Source organism: Massilia sp. TSP1-1-2 (assembly GCF_049896185.1).
Classification (GTDB): Bacteria; Pseudomonadota; Gammaproteobacteria; order Burkholderiales; family Burkholderiaceae_D; genus Telluria_A.
Map to the genome: position 1 here is coordinate 20,471 of NZ_JAFCTU010000003.1, position 13,470 is coordinate 33,940.

The window sequence follows — 13,470 nt, forward strand, 5'->3', positions numbered from 1 at the left end:
GTAGTCCTGGTAAATAATCTGCAATTAACGTGTCGTCAAGCGTTCGGCAATGATCTTCGGCGTAATGAACACCAACAACTCCGTCTTGGTGCTCTGGCGCGCCGTGGTCTTGAACAGGTTGCCCAGCACCGGCAAGTCACCGAGGAACGGCACTTTGCTGACATTGTTGGTGTCTTGCTGTTGGTAAATCCCGCCCAGCACCACGGTACCGCCATTTTCAACCATCACCTTCGTCTGCACGTGCTGCGTATTGATGGCGAAGCCGGCGCGCGTCTCGTCGCCCTTGGAATCCTTGTTCACGTTGACGTCCAGAATCACATTGCCGTCAGGGGTGATCTGGGGCGTCACTTCCAGGCGCAGGTTGGCCTTCTTGAAAAAGATCGAGGTGGCGCCGCTGCTGGTAGCGACCTGGTAAGGCAACTCGATACCCTGCTCGATGACGGCCAAGACATTGTCTTGGGTAACCACGCGCGGGCTGGAGATGATCTTGCCCTTGCCGTCAGCTTCGAGGGCCGACAGTTCCAAATTCAGGAAGCGGTTGGCCGCGGCCGAAAACAGGCTGGCCGCGAGCGAAGCGGGCGCCACGCCATTGATGCCCTGGGCCGGCAAGTTCACCAGTTGCTGGTTGGACCAGGCGTCGCCGGCGTCGGGGGTCTGGCGCGTCACCTGGCCGACGCCGGTGTAATTGCCGCCGATGGCGATGCGCTCGTTGCCCGACACCTGGTAGCCGGCGTCGCCGCCGCGCAAACCGCGCAAGTCGGCAAAGCCGAGCTTGACGCCAAGGTTACGGCTAAAGCCATCGTTCGCTTCGACCAGGCGTGCTTCGATCAGCACCTGGCGCGAGGCAATGTCGGTTTTCTGGATCAGCTTGCGGATGTCTTCAAGACGCGAAGGAATATCGGTCACAAACAATTGATTGCTGCGGGGATCAATGATGGCACTGCCGCGCTTGGACAGCACGCGGTTCTGCCCACTGGTGCCGCTGGCGCCGCCGCCGGCGTCCAGACCGAACACGGTACGGAACGCTTCAGCCTTCTGGTAGTTCAGCTGGAAGATTTCCGACTTGAGTGGTTCGAGGTCGGCGATCTGCGCCTTTTGTTCCAGTTCCAGCTTTTCCTTGGTCAGCAGCTCTTCTTTCGGGGCGATCCACAACACGGTGCCGTTCTTGCGCATGTCCAGGCCCTTGGCCTGCAGCATTGCGTTGAGCGCCTGGTCCCATGGCACTTCCTTCAAGTTCATCGTCAGGTTGCCGGTGACGGACTCGCTGGTGATGATGTTCAGGCCGGAAATGTCGGCGATCGCTTGCAGCGCGGCGCGCACTTCCACGTTCTGGAAGTTAAAGGTAATTTTCTCGCCACGGTAGCCCTGGGTGCCCTGGGTCAGCGCGTTCGGGTCTTCCTTGATCGGCTTGACGTCGATCACGAGCTGGGTGTCGCTCTGGTACACGGTCTGTTCCCACAAGCCGCGCGCTTCCACGGTCATGCGCACATTGTCGCCTTGCGGCACAGTGGTGATCTGCGACACGGGAGTGCCGAAGTCGGTCGTGTCGAGCCGGCGCCGCAGCGTGTCGGGCAAGCCGGTCTTCATGAAGTCGACCACGATGCTGTTGCCGACCTGGCGCACGTCGACCGCTACCTGATTGTGCGGCAGGTCGACCACGACGCGCCCTTCACCATTGGCGCCCTTGCGGAAGTCCAGGTTCTTGAGCATGGAGCGTTTTGGCGCGCCGGCCACAACGGGGGCGACGACCGCGATGCCGGCGCCGTTGACAGCCTGGGCCACGCCGCCGGAACCGTCGACGGTGACGATGACGGATTTGCCATCGATGGCCATCGCATAGTTCAGTGAACGCTTCAGGCTGAACACGAGGCGGGTGCGCTCGCCAGCCTGTACCACGTTGACCGAACGCACGTCGCCCAGGTTGACTTCCTGCGCCGTCTTGCCGGTGTTGTTGGCGGTAGAGCCGAAGTCGAGCGCAATGCGGGTCGGGTTAGCGATCGTAAAGCCGAGCGGCAACTTGGTGGGCGCGTTTTTCAGCGCGATGTTGAGCACCACGTTGCCGCCCTGCTGGGCGGCCGTGATCGATTCGATCGCGTTTTCCTGGGCCGTCGCATGCTGTGCGAACAAGGTCAGAGCCAGCAATGCGCCCATGCGTGCCGCCAGCGCGGTCACGGCGGTGAAATTTTTTCTTAGTGCGATCATTTCTTGGTCTCCTTACTTTCCTGCAACTCAAGCTTCGTCATGCGCTCGACCCATTCGCCGCCAGCGTCCTGAACTCTTTCCGCGACATTGATGGCGCTGTCGGCCACCCCTGTCACGACGCCGAAATTCTGGCCCAATTTTTGCCCTTTTTTGACCTGGTGCACGGCGCGGTCAATCTGGATCAGGCCATAGTTCACGCCCGCCTTGTTAATCGTTCCCACCATCACCATGCCGTCGAGCGGAAAGGTCTCCAAATATTCCTTGCGCCGCTCGGTGTCCGGCTTGAGCGGATTGGGAATCGCGTTGGCCGAGCGCGCCAGTTCGGCCAACAGCTTGTTGGCGTCGAACGGATCGATCTCGTCGCGTACGCCATAGGCAAACGGAATAAACGTTTTCGGTTCCGAGATCGGCTCGACGCTGATCTTGGTGCCGGCCTTGACGCCCGTCATCCAGGTATTGATTTCAGCCTCGTCGCTGCCGCCGCAGCCGGCCAGCAGCGCGCCGCCCAGCAGCAGCGCGAGGGCATGTCGCAGTGTCGTCATTTTGGCTTGCCTTTCTTCAGGTCGGCAGCGGCCTTGCGCTGCGACGACACTTCATCCATGTCGAGGTAGCGGAACGTCTTGGCGACCGCATCGAGCACCAGGGTGCCGTTGGTGCCGGTGGTGAGCGACATGTTGTTGAGCGTGACAATGCGCGGCAAATTGGCCATGTCGCTGGCAAATGCGCCAATGTCATGGTAGGAGCCGACCACCCGGATATCGATGGGCTGCTCGGCATAATAGTCGCGCACCACCACCGCACCCGGCTTGAACAGGTCAAACGTCAAGCCGCGCCCGGTGCCGGCCTGGTTAATGTCCGACAGCAGGGCCGCCATTTCTGCCTTGCCCGGCAATTGCTTCTGGAGCCGCTCGACATACTGGTCGACCTGCATTTTCTGCAGCTTGAGGGCGGGCAGATTGATCGCCGACGAAATCTTGGTGGTGTACTCATCCTTGAGCGTGGTTTCCTGCGCCACCAGCGTATCGTGGGCTTCGAACTGGCCGCTCCAGTAAAAGAAGTAACCGGCCGCCACCACGGCAGCGGCCATGCCCAGGCCGCACAGCAGGCGCGGCGCGAGCGGCCACTGGCCGGGCGGCAGGCCGGCCAGGTTCTTGAACTGGCCGCTGAGCGACTGGCCGGCCCTTTTGAGATCTATATTCATCGTCGTATCCGTTCTCGGCTATTTGGGCGCAGGCGCGGCGGGCGTGACAATGACGCCGGTAACGGGCTTGACGCCGCCCTCGACCTTGTCCTTGTCGCGCGGCCGCTTGATGCCCACTGACATGGTGAACTCGCCGATTTTCTTGCCGTTCTTGCTGCCCACCAGCGGCACTGCGCGCACTTCCACCAATTCCGGCTTTTCCAGCCAGACCGAGCCAGTCGACAAGTTGCGCAGCAGTTCAGCCACCCGCTCTTGCGACTGGGCGCTGCCCGTCAGGAGCACTTTCTGGCCTTCCTGGCGGAACGAACGCAGGTACACGCCCTGCGGCGTCTGGCGCACCAGCTCTTCGAGCAGGTACACCGGCTGGTTGCGATCGCCCTGCAAGTCCTCGACCGCCTGCTGGCGTGCCTTGAGCGCTTCGATTTCCTGCTTGAGGGTGGCGATTTCCGCGATTTCCTTGTCCAGCGCCGCATTGGCGCGCGTGAGCACGGCATTGCGGTCGCTCTGGCTGTCATTGCGCGCGGCATTGTAGCCGCTGACCATGATCACGATCACCGCGCCGATGACGGCCGAGGCGGCCAGCAGCGCCATGAAGGCGGTTTTCTTGGCCTTGCGCCTGGCTTCCCGGTGGGGAAGCAGATTAATTTTGATCATCAGCCAAACCTCCGCAGGGCCAGCCCGCAGGCGACAAGATAGGCGGGCGCCTCGGCACGCAATTGCTGCTCGCGCACGGAGGGACCGAGCGACATGCCCTTGAACGGCGACACCACCGCGCTACTGATCTTGGTGCGGTTGGCAACAATGTCGAGCAGGCCGGGAATCAGCGCACAGCCGCCGGCCAGGAACAACTGGTCGATGCGGGTGTACGGCGTGGACGTGTAGAAAAACTGGATGGCGCGCGTGACTTCCAGCGCGGCGCTTTCCAGAAACGGCATCAACAGTTCGGCCGGGTAGCCCTCGGGCAGCTCGCCCGACTTCTTCTTGGCGTCGGCGTCCTCGAACGAGAGGCCATAGGCGCGTACGATGTCCTGGGTCAGCTGGTTGCCGCCGAAAGGCTGCTCGCGCTCATAGATAGTTTCGCCGTCAAGCATGACGGAAATATGGGTCACTTGCGCGCCGATCTGGAACAGGGCCACGATCTGGCCGACGCCGGCATGCGGCATCTGGGCCGTGATGCGGTCGAGCGCGGCGCGCGCGGCGTACGATTCGATGTCCATCACCACTGCCGTCAGGCCGGCCGCTTCGGCGATCGCGACCCGGTCCTCGACCTTTTCGCGGCGCGACGCGGCGAGCATGACTTCAATATCTTCGGGGGAACTGGCAGCCGGGCCGATCACGTCGAAGTCGAGGCTCACTTCGTCGAGCGCGAACGGGATGTACTGGCTTGCCTCGGACTCGACCTGCATTTCAAGCTGGTCTTCGGACAAGCCGGCCGGCAAGATGATCTTCTTGGTGATCACGGACGCCGGCGGCATGCCCAGCGCCACCAGCTTGACGCGGGTGCCGCTCTTCTTCCAAACCCGGCGCACCGCTTCGGAAACCAGCTCGATATTTTCGATATTGCCGTCCACCACGGCGCCACGCGCCAGCGGCTCGGACGCATAGCGTTCCAAGCGCAGCTCATTTTTGCCGATCACCACCAATTCCACCAGGCGCACGCCCGACGTACTGATGTCAAGCCCCAATAAAGGCGGGCTGGCCTGACCGAACAAAGAACCCAGATTGATCATCGAGCGTACTCCCTCACCTACCGACTTCATTGCTTACGCTGCAAAAGCGACTCTGCAGAACGATTATTTAAACGGCATCTATGGTGTTTAATTGTTATAAAACCGCCATTTACACACTACTCATAAGACACTACATTAAATCGTAGCAACTATCCTGAGTAGCTGTAAAGGTATTTCTGTCGAGGAATATCAAACGGTCGGGCGGGAAAGATACACTCTGTAACCCAAGGAACATCATAGTTGTGCAGAGGCAAATTTCTTTGCGTGACAAGGACCCACGCCGGCGCGCCGCGCTCCCCAGCCGTGCTTTATAATCAACAGCAACTTCTCAGCGAAAGATTCGACCCGCATGGCCTCTTCCAAACCGGACGCAACCTCCCCCTCCACCGGCGCGCGCGGCAAGCGCTCGCCCAAGCGCCTTGTCCTGCTGTTTCTGGGCGCGGTCACCGGCACCGCGCTGGTAGGATTGCTCATCGTCGTGTTCGCGCTGGCAATGGCCTACCCCAACCTGCCGGCGCTCGACACCCTGACCGACTACCGTCCCAAGATGCCATTGCGCATTTTTACCGCTGACGGCGCGCTGATCGGCGAGTTCGGCGAAGAGCGGCGCAACCTGGTGCACTTGAAGGACATTCCGGACGTGATGAAAAAGGCCATCATCGCCATCGAAGATGACCGCTTCTACGAGCACGGCGGCGTCGACTACAAAGGCCTGCTGCGCGCCTTTTTGCACAACGCAAGCAGCAGCGGCGCGCGCCAGGGCGCCTCGACCATCACGCAACAGGTCGCTCGCAACTTTTTCCTGTCGTCGGAACAGTCGTACAAGCGCAAGGCGTACGAGATCCTGCTGTCCTGGAAGATCGAAAAAAACCTGACCAAGGACCAGATTCTCGAGGTCTACATGAACCAGATCTACCTGGGCCAGCGCGCCTACGGTTTTGCCTCGGCCGCGCAGATTTATTTCGGCAAGAGTATCAAGGACATCACGATCGCCGAAGCAGCCATGCTGGCCGGCCTGCCCAAGGCGCCGTCGGCCTACAACCCCGTGGTCAACCCCAAGCGCGCCAAGACGCGCCAGCAGTACATCCTGCTGCGCATGCACGAGCTCAAGTACATTAATGACGCCCAGTTCGCCAGCGCCAAGGCCGAGCCGCTGCACATCAAGACCGACAGCGGCGAATTTGGCGTGCATGCCGAATACGTGGCTGAAATGGCGCGCCAGCTGGTCTACGAACAGTTCAAAGAAGAAACCTACACGCGCGGGCTGAACGTGTTTACCACCATCACCAAGGCCGACCAGGACGCGGCCTATCTGGCGCTGCGGCGCGGGGTGATGGACTACGAAAAGCGCCACCAGTACCGCGGCCCGGAAGCCTACATCGACATCCCCAAGAACAAGGAGGACGCGGACGAAGCGATCGAGAACGAATTGGCCGAGCATCCCGACAGCGACGACATCATCGCCGCCGTGGTGCTGGCCGCCTCGCCGACCGAAGTAACAGCCGTCACGGCCTCCGGCGAGGAATTGAAAATCAGCGGCGCCGGCTTGTCCTTCGGCCAAGGCTGGCTGTCGGCCAAGGCCGCGCCCAACCGGCGCATCAAGCGCGGCGCGGTCATTCGCATCAGCCAGGATGGCGGCACCGCCTGGAGCGTGACGCAGATGCCGGAAGTGGAATCGGCTTTTGTAGCGAGCGACCCGACCGACGGCGCGATTCGCGCGCTGGTGGGCGGCTTCGACTTCAACCGCAACAAGTTCAATCACGTTACGCAGGCATGGCGCCAGCCCGGCTCGTCGTTCAAGCCTTTTATTTACTCGGCCTCGCTCGAGCGCGGGCTGTCGCCGGCGACCATCATCAACGACGCGCCGATCTCGTTTGATGCCGGCCAGACGGGCGGCCAGGCGTGGGAGCCGAAGAACTACGACGGCAAGTATGAAGGGCCAATGAGCATGCGGCGCGGGCTGACCAAGTCCAAGAACATGATCTCGATCCGCATCCTGCAAAAGATTGGCGCCAAGTACGGCCAGGAATACACGACGCGCTTCGGCTTCGACCCGGAAAAGAACCCGCCCTACCTGACGCTGGCACTGGGCGCGGGCGCCACCACGCCGCTGCAGATGGCGGGCGCCTATTCGGTGTTTGCCAACGGCGGCTACCGGGTCAGCCCGTACCTGATTTCCAAGGTCAGCGACAGCAACGGCAAGGTGCTCTCGCAGGCCAATCCGGACAAGGCCGGGATCGAGGCGCACCGCGTCATCGACGCCAGAAACGCCTTCCTGGTCGACAGCATGCTGAAAGACGTCGTGCGCTACGGCACCGCGGTCAAGGCGCTGGCGCTCAAGCGCACCGACCTGGCTGGCAAGACCGGCACCACCAACGACTCGATCGACGCCTGGTTCGCCGGCTACCAGAACAACAAGCTGGTGGGCATTGCATGGATGGGCTACGACCAGCCCAAAAACCTGGGCAACAAGGAAACGGGCGGCGGGCTGGCCTTGCCAATCTGGATCAGCTACATGCAAAAGGCGCTCAAGGACGTGCCGATGGAAGAGCGCGAAGTACCGCCCAACATGGTGAAAGTGGGTGAGGAATACTACTACGCCGAAAACCCGCCCGGCGCCGGTGTGCAAAACCTCGACACCGGAGCGCGCGGCACCCCGGCCGAAGAAAAGGTCAAGGACGCCGTCAAGAACGACCTGTTCTAACCTCTCCCCCGAGGAGTTGCTGCCCCGCCGAGGCCTTGTTACAGGGTGACGGCGGCGCCGCCCTGGGCGCTGGCGAGCTGCGACAGCGCGGCGTACAGCTCGCTGCCGTCGCGCGTGTTGATCCAAGCCCCGTCGACGTACTTGTAGTGGAAACCGCCCGACTTGGCGGCCACCCACATTTCCTTCATCGGCGCCTGGCTGTTGATGATGATCTTGCTGCCATTGTCGATGAACTCGATTTCGAGCACGTTGCCGCTGCGCTTGCATTCCACGTCGATCGCGTCCTCGTCGTTGAGCCGGTCAAGCGCCGCTTCGATGGCAGTCAAGGTCGTTTCAGCCAGGTCCAAAAATTCTTTTTCGCTCATGCTACACTCCACAGGTCTAATCCAACCGTGATTCTAATCGTGAAGTCTCCTTTTGCGCGCAATACCGGCATCGCCGCCGTGGTCTTATCGGGACTGCTCGCGGCCGGCTGCGGCCAACCCGGCCCGCTCTACATGCCCAAGCCGCCCGCCAAACAGGCCTCTGGGCTTGCGCCGTTTCCTCCGCCGCCAACCTCTCCTCCAGTACAACAATAAAATCTATGTCGCATTTTTTTCACCTTGACGGCGTGCTGCACGCCGACAGTACCCCCTTGCCCGCCATCGCCGAGCGCTTCGGCACGCCAACTTACGTGTATTCGAAAGCAGCCCTGCTGGGCAATTTCGCCGCGTTTTCCGACGCCTGCGCCGGGCGCGACGCGCTCGTGTGCTACGCCATGAAGGCCAACTCGAACCTCGCCATCCTCGACCTGCTGGCGCGCCGCGGCGCCGGCTTCGACATCGTCTCGGGCGGCGAACTGCTGCGCGTGATCGCCGCCGGGGGCGATCCGCGCAAAGTGATCTTTTCGGGCGTGGGCAAGAGCGCCGACGAAATGCGCCTGGCGCTGTCGCACGATATCCTGTGCTTTAACGTCGAATCGATTCCCGAACTGCATCGCTTGAACGAGGTTGCCGGCACAATGGGCAAACAGGCGCGCGTGTCGCTGCGCGTTAATCCCAACGTCGACCCGAAAGTCCATCCCTACATCGCCACCGGCCTGAAAGCGAGCAAGTTCGGCGTTGCCTTTGACGATGCGCTGGCGACCTACCGCACCGCAGCGGCGCTGGCGCACATTACACCGGTCGGGATCGACTGCCACATCGGCTCGCAATTGCTGGACGACGCCCCGCTGCTGCAGGCGCTCGACAAACTGATCGAGCTGGTCGACGCGCTGGGCGCCGAAGGCATCGTGCTCGATCACCTGGACATGGGCGGGGGCATTGGCATCAATTATGGTGAAGCAGGCGGTTCGGAACCGGTGCCGGTGGGCGACTACCTGGCGCGTGTGTTCGCGCGCATCGATGCCTGGCGCGCCGACAAGCACGCCGGTCGTGCGATCAAGGTGATCTTCGAGCCGGGCCGCGCCATCGTGGGCGACACCGGCGTGCTGCTCACCCGTGTCGAATACCTGAAACCGGGCGCCGAGAAAAACTTTTGCATCGTCGATGCGGCCATGAACGACTTGATGCGCCCTGCCCTGTACCAGGCCTGGATGGATGTGCAGGCGGTGGCGCCGCACGGCGGCGAAGCGGTGACTTACGACGTGGTCGGACCGGTGTGCGAGTCGGGCGACTGGCTGGCGCGCGACCGCCAACTGGCCGTGGCCGAAGGCGACCTGCTGGCCATCATGCAAGCGGGCGCCTATGGTTTCACGATGTCCTCGAACTACAACACGCGCGGCCGCGCGGCCGAGGTGATGGTCGACGGCGACCAGGTGCACTTGGTGCGCCAGCGGGAGCATCCGACGGACCTGTTTGCGCTCGAATCGGTCTTGAAGTAAATGCCATCCGGCGGCCAGTGATCAGCTGTCCGCCGGAAGCGCCAGCAATGCCGCGATACTGGGCGTATTGAGCGCGCTCACCAGCAAGGCGCCGAGCTCTTCAAGGGACGCCTGGTCCAGCAGCGTCAGCGCTGCCGGCGGGACGACCCCGAAGCGTCTGCCAAGGACGTCCTTTAGTGCCGAGCGCACGGAACCGGCCGCAAGTTCGCGACCTTGCTGCATTCCTTGCTGCATTCCTTGCTGCATTCCCTGCTGCATTCCCTGCTCGATTCCTAACTGCAATGCCTGCTGACGCCCTTTGTCCTCGAGGTAGTCCGCCCACGTTTCAAATTTTCTGGCACCCATATCGCTTTCCCCTTCGCCGGCAAGCACGGCGGGCATGTCGCTCGCTTTGAACTGGCGCGCCATCAACTGCTCCACCAAAGCGAGCACCGAGCGCCACAAGGGCGCCTGCGCGTCTTGCACCAGCCACGCTCCCAGCAGCGGTAGACCATCTTTAGAACCTTTGGGACGTCCGAAAGTTCCAGCTGAAAGAGCATAGCAAGCACGCCAGGCTTTTCGGCCCAACACTGGGGTCGAGACGCTGCTGGTCGATCAGCACGTAGCGCTGCGCCGCCTGGAAAGGCAAGAAAGATGCAGATGTAACACCACTGCTCGCCTACCTTGGCGCGCCACACGATATCATCATGCCGTTCTGAAAAACGATCGCTGACATAGCCCGGATTGACCCGCTCAAAGGCGCTGGGAGCAAGCGCTCCCAGCGCCTGAAAGTCGGTGAAATCGGCGAGCAATTCGCGCACCAGTTCAGGGTGCGCAAACAGGTATTTGTATCCAAGGTCGTTGTGGCCAGCCATTGCTCATCGTAGCGCGCCCGTCAAGGCGTGGCCTGCCGGCCTCAAGCGCGCGCCGCAGCAAGAGCCTTGGTGCGGCTCCAGTACACCCGCAAGCCCAGCAGCACCGCGACGATCACGCCAAAAATGATCGGCTCCGTGAAATTATGCTTGCCCGCCTTCATCCACCAGAAGTGGAGGATGCCGAGGGGCGCGATGACATACATGAGACGGTGCAGCCACTGCCAGCGCTTGCCGCCGAGCCGCTTGATCATGCCGTTGGTGCTGGTCAGCGCGAGCGGTATCAGCAACACAAAGGCGGCAAAGCCGACGGTGATGAAAGGCCGCTTGATGACATCCTTGCCCATCGCGGGCACGTCGAAGCCATGGTCGCCCCAAAAGAACATCAGGAAGTGCAGAAAGGCATAGAAGAACGCAAACAGCCCCAGCATGCGGCGCAGCTTGACCAGCCAGTTCCAGCCCGTGTAGCGGCGCAGCGGCGTGACCGCCAGCGTCAGGCACAAAAAATACAGCACCCAGTCGCCGGTGCCGCGCGTGACCGCTTCGACCGGTTCGACAAAGGCCCCGGTCGCGGTCAGGTAAAACAGGCGCGCGAACGGCACCAGCGCCAGCGCAAAAAGCGCGGCCTTGATGCCGGACAGCTGGCGGGAAGTAGGATTGACCGCCATCGCGTCAAAAGTTTTTCTTCAGGTCCAGCCCCGCGTACAGCGACGCCACTTCCGGGTAGCCGTTGTACATCAGCGTCTTGCGCTTCTTGGTGAAAAAACCGTCTTCGCCAATGCGCCGCTCCGTCGCCTGCGACCAGCGCGGATGGTCCACGTTCGGGTTCACGTTGGAATAAAAACCGTACTCCGCCGGCGCCGAGACATTCCACGCGGTGCGCGGCTGCTCCTTGACGAAGCGGATTTTGACAATCGACTTGGCCGACTTGAAGCCGTACTTCCACGGCACCACCAGGCGCACCGGCGCGCCATTCTGGTTGGGCAACGTCTGCCCGTACATGCCAAGGCCCAAGAGCGCCAGCGGATGCATCGCTTCGTCAATGCGCAAGCCTTCCACGTAGGGCCAGTTGAGCACGCGGCTGCCCACGCCCGGCATTTGCTTGGGATCGGCCAGGCTGATGAATTCAACGAACTTGGCATTGCCGGTCGGTTCCACCTTTTTGATCAGCTCGGACAGCGAATAACCAACCCAGGGAATGACCATCGACCAGCCTTCAACGCAGCGCAGTCGGTAGATGCGCTCTTCGAGCGGCGCGAGCTTTAACAGTGCATCGATGTCGAGCGTCATCGGCTTTTTGACTTCGCCTTCGATTTGCACCGTCCACGGCCGCGTTTTCATGCGCCCCGCACTCTGGGCCGGCTCGTCCTTGTCCAAACCGAACTCGTAAAAGTTGTTGTAAGTCGTGGCGTCCTTGAACGGCGTGGCCGTTTCCAGGATCGCGTAGGCGGGATTGCGCTTGGCGGGGAGCTTGGCAGCGGCGCCCTGCGCGAATGCTTCGCGATTGGCCATTTCCCAGATCGCGCCGCCGGCAACGGCGCCGGCCGCCATTTTGGCAATGAACGCGCGGCGCTCTTGGTACACGGCCTGCGGCGTGATATCGGATGCGAGGACGATCTCGCTACTTGTTGGACGTTTGATCAGCATGAATTCTCCGGGACAGATGGCATTTATTGGTTTAATCATACCCAACATACACTATCTGGCCCGATTCGGCTGACCGCCGTGCGGCCGTGTTTACAGCTTGCCGTAGGAGTGCAGGCCCGACAGGAACATATTCACGCCCAAAAAGGCGAAGGTCGTCACCAGCAAGCCGATCAAGGCCCACCAGGCCGCCACGCGCCCGCGCAGGCCGCTCATCAGGCGCATGTGCAGCCAAGCGGCGTAATTGGCCCAGACGATCAGGGCCCAGGTTTCCTTGGGGTCCCACTGCCAGTACGTGCCCCAGGCGTCGGCCGCCCACAGCGCGCCCAGGATGGTGGCGACGGTGAAAAACGCAAACCCGACCGAAATCGACTTGTACATGACGTCGTCCAGCACTTCCAGCGACGGCAGGCGGTCGGCCAGGCGTCCCGACGACTTGAGCAGGTAGGCCGCGCCGACCATGGCCGACAGCGCAAAGCTGCCGTAGCCGATGAAATTGGCCGGCACGTGGATCTTCATCCACCAGCTTTGCAGCGCGGGCAACAGCGGCTTGATCTGGGCCGAATCGTCGCGCGCCAGCATGTACCAGATCAAAAAGGCGACGGCGGCGACAATCACCAGCATCACGAACGGGCCCAGCTGCCAGGTGGCGTAGCGCGCTTCATAGTACAGGTAGAACATGGCCGTGATCAGCGAGAACAGGATGAACACTTCATACAGGTTCGACACCGGAATGTGGCCCACGTCCACGCCCACCAGGTAAGACTCGTACCAGCGCACCATCATGCCGGTCCAGCCCAGCACCACGGCCGACCAGCACAGCTTGGAGCCGACCGAGCCGCCATAGTTGGCGCGGCTGAAAAAGCCGATCCAGTAGTAGATGGTGGAGAACACGAAGAGCGTGCTCATCCACAATATGGCGGACTGGGACGACAGCATATAGCGCAGGAAAAATTTGGTCTCGCCCCGGGCCAGGTCGCCGCCGTACATGGCGATCGACCACAGCGCCAGCAGCGCCACCACGGGCAGCAGCCAGCGCACCGGTTTCCAGTGCCAGCCGAGCGTGGCAAAAACGGGCGCGGCCAGCACCAGAATTGCCTTTTCGTATATATCCATGTACGCGCCAAAGCGCAGCAGCGCGAACAGCGCCGCCCCCAGCAGGCCGGCGGCGAACAGCCAGTCAACCAGGCCCAGCTTTTCGAAATAGCCGGGATCCTTGCGGTAGGTTTGCGGCGCTTGTTTTTGTGTCAATTCCATGGTGTTCTCCAGATGCACGG

At 61.8% G+C, this 13,470-nt stretch carries 14 protein-coding genes; 3 read left to right on the forward strand and 11 right to left on the reverse strand.

Features of this window, described 5'->3' with window-relative positions; all coding sequences use genetic code 11:
• Positions 1 to 24: 24 nt before the first annotated feature.
• From pilQ to ACP7BV_RS03205, 5 genes are read right to left on the reverse strand one after another with little or no spacing between them, the layout of a single operon-like run.
• Complete coding sequence (pilQ, locus tag ACP7BV_RS03185; RefSeq protein WP_426101447.1) at positions 25 to 2,202, reverse strand: type IV pilus secretin PilQ; 2,178 nt, start codon at positions 2,200 to 2,202, stop codon at positions 25 to 27.
• The gene (locus ACP7BV_RS03190) at positions 2,199 to 2,744 is read right to left on the reverse strand and encodes a pilus assembly protein PilP (protein WP_426101449.1); all 546 of its coding nucleotides are present in this window, start codon (positions 2,742 to 2,744) and stop codon (positions 2,199 to 2,201) included. The genes pilQ and ACP7BV_RS03190 overlap by 4 nt, the downstream gene beginning before the upstream one ends.
• Complete coding sequence (locus ACP7BV_RS03195) at positions 2,741 to 3,403, reverse strand: type 4a pilus biogenesis protein PilO (RefSeq protein ID WP_426101451.1); 663 nt, start codon at positions 3,401 to 3,403, stop codon at positions 2,741 to 2,743. Before ACP7BV_RS03195 ends, ACP7BV_RS03190 begins: the two co-directional genes overlap by 4 nt.
• Before the next feature lie 18 nt (positions 3,404 to 3,421).
• Positions 3,422 to 4,057 carry a PilN domain-containing protein gene (locus ACP7BV_RS03200; RefSeq protein ID WP_426101453.1) on the reverse strand — a complete coding sequence of 212 codons (636 nt, stop codon included), beginning with the start codon at positions 4,055 to 4,057 and terminating at the stop codon, positions 3,422 to 3,424.
• Positions 4,057 to 5,133, reverse strand: a complete 1,077-nt coding sequence (locus ACP7BV_RS03205; protein WP_426101455.1) for a pilus assembly protein PilM — start codon at positions 5,131 to 5,133, stop codon at positions 4,057 to 4,059. The genes ACP7BV_RS03200 and ACP7BV_RS03205 overlap by 1 nt, the downstream gene beginning before the upstream one ends.
• 349 nt (positions 5,134 to 5,482) lie before the next feature.
• Between ACP7BV_RS03205 and ACP7BV_RS03210 the strand changes: the two genes are divergently transcribed.
• A complete protein-coding gene (locus ACP7BV_RS03210) occupies positions 5,483 to 7,837 on the forward strand; it encodes a penicillin-binding protein 1A (RefSeq protein WP_426101457.1) in 2,355 nt (784 codons plus the stop codon).
• Positions 7,838 to 7,875: 38 nt separating this feature from the next.
• Here the strand turns inward: ACP7BV_RS03210 and cyaY are convergent, their stop codons facing one another.
• Positions 7,876 to 8,202, reverse strand: coding sequence for an iron donor protein CyaY (gene cyaY, locus ACP7BV_RS03215; RefSeq protein ID WP_426101459.1), 327 nt, complete (start codon positions 8,200 to 8,202; stop codon positions 7,876 to 7,878).
• A gap of 78 nt (positions 8,203 to 8,280) precedes the next feature.
• Here cyaY and lptM point away from each other — a divergent pair, with 78 nt between their 5' ends.
• The gene (gene lptM, locus ACP7BV_RS03220; protein ID WP_426101878.1) at positions 8,281 to 8,415 is read left to right on the forward strand and encodes an LPS translocon maturation chaperone LptM; all 135 of its coding nucleotides are present in this window, start codon (positions 8,281 to 8,283) and stop codon (positions 8,413 to 8,415) included.
• Between the two features lie 5 nt (positions 8,416 to 8,420).
• On the forward strand, positions 8,421 to 9,698 hold the full coding sequence (gene lysA, locus ACP7BV_RS03225) for a diaminopimelate decarboxylase (RefSeq protein WP_426101461.1): 1,278 nt from the start codon (positions 8,421 to 8,423) through the stop codon (positions 9,696 to 9,698).
• Positions 9,699 to 9,719: 21 nt separating this feature from the next.
• Here lysA and ACP7BV_RS03230 read toward each other — a convergent pair whose 3' ends face one another.
• The 5 genes from ACP7BV_RS03230 to ccsB form a co-directional block, all read right to left on the reverse strand.
• Positions 9,720 to 10,106, reverse strand: coding sequence for a hypothetical protein (locus tag ACP7BV_RS03230; protein WP_426101463.1), 387 nt, complete (start codon positions 10,104 to 10,106; stop codon positions 9,720 to 9,722).
• Positions 10,106 to 10,552 carry a hypothetical protein gene (locus ACP7BV_RS03235; protein WP_426101465.1) on the reverse strand — a complete coding sequence of 149 codons (447 nt, stop codon included), beginning with the start codon at positions 10,550 to 10,552 and terminating at the stop codon, positions 10,106 to 10,108. The genes ACP7BV_RS03230 and ACP7BV_RS03235 overlap by 1 nt, the downstream gene beginning before the upstream one ends.
• Before the next feature lie 41 nt (positions 10,553 to 10,593).
• Positions 10,594 to 11,217 (reverse strand): sulfite oxidase heme-binding subunit YedZ, encoded by a 624-nt coding sequence (locus ACP7BV_RS03240; protein WP_426101467.1) that lies wholly within the window; start codon positions 11,215 to 11,217, stop codon positions 10,594 to 10,596.
• Between the two features lie 4 nt (positions 11,218 to 11,221).
• Positions 11,222 to 12,196, reverse strand: a complete 975-nt coding sequence (gene msrP / locus ACP7BV_RS03245; protein WP_426101469.1) for a protein-methionine-sulfoxide reductase catalytic subunit MsrP — start codon at positions 12,194 to 12,196, stop codon at positions 11,222 to 11,224.
• 90 nt (positions 12,197 to 12,286) lie between these two features.
• Positions 12,287 to 13,450, reverse strand: coding sequence for a c-type cytochrome biogenesis protein CcsB (ccsB, locus tag ACP7BV_RS03250; RefSeq protein ID WP_426101471.1), 1,164 nt, complete (start codon positions 13,448 to 13,450; stop codon positions 12,287 to 12,289).
• Between the last annotated feature and the right edge of the window lie 20 nt (positions 13,451 to 13,470).

Coding starts and splice junctions, on each gene's coding strand:
- pilQ (WP_426101447.1), bottom strand. CDS start 2,202: ATGATCGCACTAAGAAAAAATTTCACCGCCGTGACCGCGCTGGCGGCA.
- ACP7BV_RS03190 (WP_426101449.1), bottom strand. CDS start 2,744: ATGACGACACTGCGACATGCCCTCGCGCTGCTGCTGGGCGGCGCGCTG.
- ACP7BV_RS03195 (WP_426101451.1), bottom strand. CDS start 3,403: ATGAATATAGATCTCAAAAGGGCCGGCCAGTCGCTCAGCGGCCAGTTC.
- ACP7BV_RS03200 (WP_426101453.1), bottom strand. CDS start 4,057: ATGATCAAAATTAATCTGCTTCCCCACCGGGAAGCCAGGCGCAAGGCC.
- ACP7BV_RS03205 (WP_426101455.1), bottom strand. CDS start 5,133: ATGATCAATCTGGGTTCTTTGTTCGGTCAGGCCAGCCCGCCTTTATTG.
- ACP7BV_RS03210 (WP_426101457.1), top strand. CDS start 5,483: ATGGCCTCTTCCAAACCGGACGCAACCTCCCCCTCCACCGGCGCGCGC.
- cyaY (WP_426101459.1), bottom strand. CDS start 8,202: ATGAGCGAAAAAGAATTTTTGGACCTGGCTGAAACGACCTTGACTGCC.
- lysA (WP_426101461.1), top strand. CDS start 8,421: ATGTCGCATTTTTTTCACCTTGACGGCGTGCTGCACGCCGACAGTACC.
- ACP7BV_RS03230 (WP_426101463.1), bottom strand. CDS start 10,106: ATGGCGCGCCAGTTCAAAGCGAGCGACATGCCCGCCGTGCTTGCCGGC.
- ACP7BV_RS03235 (WP_426101465.1), bottom strand. CDS start 10,552: ATGGCTGGCCACAACGACCTTGGATACAAATACCTGTTTGCGCACCCT.
- ACP7BV_RS03240 (WP_426101467.1), bottom strand. CDS start 11,217: ATGGCGGTCAATCCTACTTCCCGCCAGCTGTCCGGCATCAAGGCCGCG.
- msrP (WP_426101469.1), bottom strand. CDS start 12,196: ATGCTGATCAAACGTCCAACAAGTAGCGAGATCGTCCTCGCATCCGAT.
- ccsB (WP_426101471.1), bottom strand. CDS start 13,450: ATGGAATTGACACAAAAACAAGCGCCGCAAACCTACCGCAAGGATCCC.